Raw genomic sequence first — 2,887 nt, forward strand, 5'->3', positions numbered from 1 at the left:
AGTGCGAGACGTTCTCGTGTAAGTAATGCGCAAGCATAAGCGACAACGAGGACTGTTCTTTATTGTAGTAACAATTACAACAACCAAGAACAGAATAACTGTTCAGACGAGAGGTAGGAATGACGGAGTAACGTCCTGCAACTACCCCAGTAAGATTCCCGACTGCATACGCTAGGTATAGCGTGATGTTGAAAGCAGGGTAAAACATGCAGTCATTATCCGTAGTACCCGATGGGGCAACCGAAAGCCATTCGGAATAATAGACCAAATGGAATTGATAAAGTACTGTATGCTGTCAACCGACATGGTGAGAATGTGTAAACACTGACGAACTTGTGAATGTACGCCTCGATAAATCTACGGGTCAGAAATGACTCGGAGTCTGAAAATAAGACTTGTCTAACGGACCAGAGATATTCCATAGTCCACAGTCCTAACGTTGTTACTGGCAACGGAGCTAGACACGGGGTATAACAAGCACCTAAATCGGAGGTCTAACGACCTTTAAAACAATGATAGTCTGAATGGAACGTCGAAAACCACTAGCGTTGAATCTATGATTCTATCGACGGATATAGCTGAATACGAAACAGGCGACTGAGGGAAGTATTCTTAATAGTGGTGAGAGTAGTGGCACGACCATTGAAGATTCTGTAATGGAATTGGAGGAACAGCCACAAGCCTATTTTGTAGGAACTGAAATTTCATCTAATCTTGCATGGATTCTGGTAAGACTCAAAAGGTCACCAAATCAATTGAGAGTAGGTGATAGACCATGAATGACAAGTCTAAGACCACACCAAATGATAAGAAACTAAGACATAACGAATACTACGGTATCCAACCTGTCCTAGACGACTTATACCAAAAAGCAACAAAGAGAAGTTCTTTCAAAAACCTAATGTCTACCATAACGTCAGACGGAAATATACTTCTTGCTTATCGTAACATCAAGGCAAACAAAGGAAGTTTAACATCAGCCTGCGATAATGTAAACATCAAGGATATTGAGAGAATGGAACAAAGCTATTTCTTGAACGAAGTAAAAAGACGCTTTCAAAACTACCAACCTCAAAAAGTAAGGCGCAAAGAGATACCGAAACTTAATGGGAAAACAAGACCCCTAGGAATACCGAGTATTTGGGATAGAATTATCCAACAATGTATTCTACAAGTTTTGGAACCTATCTGCGAAGCACAATTCAGCAAACGAAGTTACGGCTTTCGCCCAAACAGGAGTGCCGAAAACGCCATAGCCGACGCAGCAAAACGTGTAAATCAACAAAACCTTACCTATGTGGTGGATGTAGATATCCAAGGATTCTTTGACGAAGTAAATCATACGAAACTCATGCACCAATTATGGACACTGGGTATTCGAGATAAGCAACTACTAGTCATTATCCGAAAGATACTGAAAGCACCAGTGCAAATGCCCGATGGTACAACCATGTTTCCAACGAAAGGAACACCGCAAGGCGGTATACTTAGTCCTTTACTTGCAAACGTCAATCTGAACGAATTTGATTGGTGGATCAGCAAACAATGGGAAACATTCAAAGCCAAAAGGGCACAACCAAGATACTCAAAAGGAATCTGGGATAACTCTAACGTAACAGCTATGCTATCCCGATTTTCCAAGATGAAACCAATGTATATCGTAAGATACGCGGACGACTTCAAAATCTTCACAAACACAAGAAGCAACGCCGAGAAAATCTTCAAAGCAACTCAAATGTGGCTAGAAGAACGTCTAAAGTTACCCATCTCACCCGAGAAATCAAAAGTAACCAATCTTAAAAAGCAAGAAAGTGACTTCCTAGGATTCACTCTTAAAGCTGTAAAAAAAGGTAAAAAGAAGAGCGGGGACACACGATATATTGCAGTAACACACGTATCTCCAAAGGCACTAAAAAAGACGAAACAAGACTTAGCAAATCAAGTGAAGAAAATACAGAAAGTCCGAGACTCTATCGAAGCAATAAGGAGAATCAATATATACAACAGCATAGTTATTGGCAAGCACAACTATTATAAAATAGCCACGCATGTCAGCAAAGATTTCGGTAAAATGGGTCTAGAACTAAGCCGTATGATGTATAATCGATTCCCTAAAGCAACAAATAGAGGCAAAAGAAACACAAATGGATACACCAGCATAGGAGAATACAAAGGGAAGGATAGGGGAATTATTCCTTATCTAGGGTCTACGTTGATAAAATATCTCTTGAAACAGCCCATCATCCCAATCTCTTTTGTGAAAACCAAAAATGCGGTGATGAAAAAGGATGCCATCAACAAGTACACCGAAGAAGGGCGAGCCTTGATACATAAAAACTTGGCGGACATAACTGAAGCGGAACTAAAATGGCTAAGAGAAAATCCAGTCATAAACAAACGGGCAACCATTGAATATAATGACAATCGAATTTCTCTTTATGCTGCTCAAAAAGGTAAATGTGGAGTAACTGGGGAGAAGCTTTTACCCTGGGACATCCATTGTCACCATAAGCGATTATGGATTGAAACACAGGATGACAGCTACAAAAACCTTATCATCATCAAACCAAACATCCATAGACTAATACACGCTACTAAAGAGGAAACGATAAACCAATTACTCAATGAACTAAAACTCAATGAGGAACAGTTAAAAAAACTCAATAAACTGCGAAAGTTAGTCAAAAACGAGGCAATCTGTATCGAATCACAATTTGAAGTGGGAAGAAACCAAGAACAACTAGCGTTGTTCGCTTAGAGCTTATCATTATTTGATGAAAAGAAAACTACATTATAGGTGGACCGCCGTATGCCGCGAAAGTGGCACGTACGGTGCGAATCGGGGGAAAAGTTGGAGATAATCTCAAAGACTTACCTATCGACAATA

Annotated in this window: 1 protein-coding gene; it reads left to right on the forward strand. The window is 40.1% G+C overall.

Translation table 11 applies throughout. The features are described from left to right. Positions 1-775: 775 nt before the first annotated feature. Positions 776-2,758 carry a group II intron reverse transcriptase/maturase gene (gene ltrA / locus ACZDYH_RS30210; RefSeq protein ID WP_474888019.1) on the forward strand — a complete coding sequence of 661 codons (1,983 nt, stop codon included), beginning with the start codon at positions 776-778 and terminating at the stop codon, positions 2,756-2,758. Positions 2,759-2,887 lie beyond the last annotated feature (129 nt).

The organism is Bacillus sp. EB V-12 (assembly GCF_056158125.1).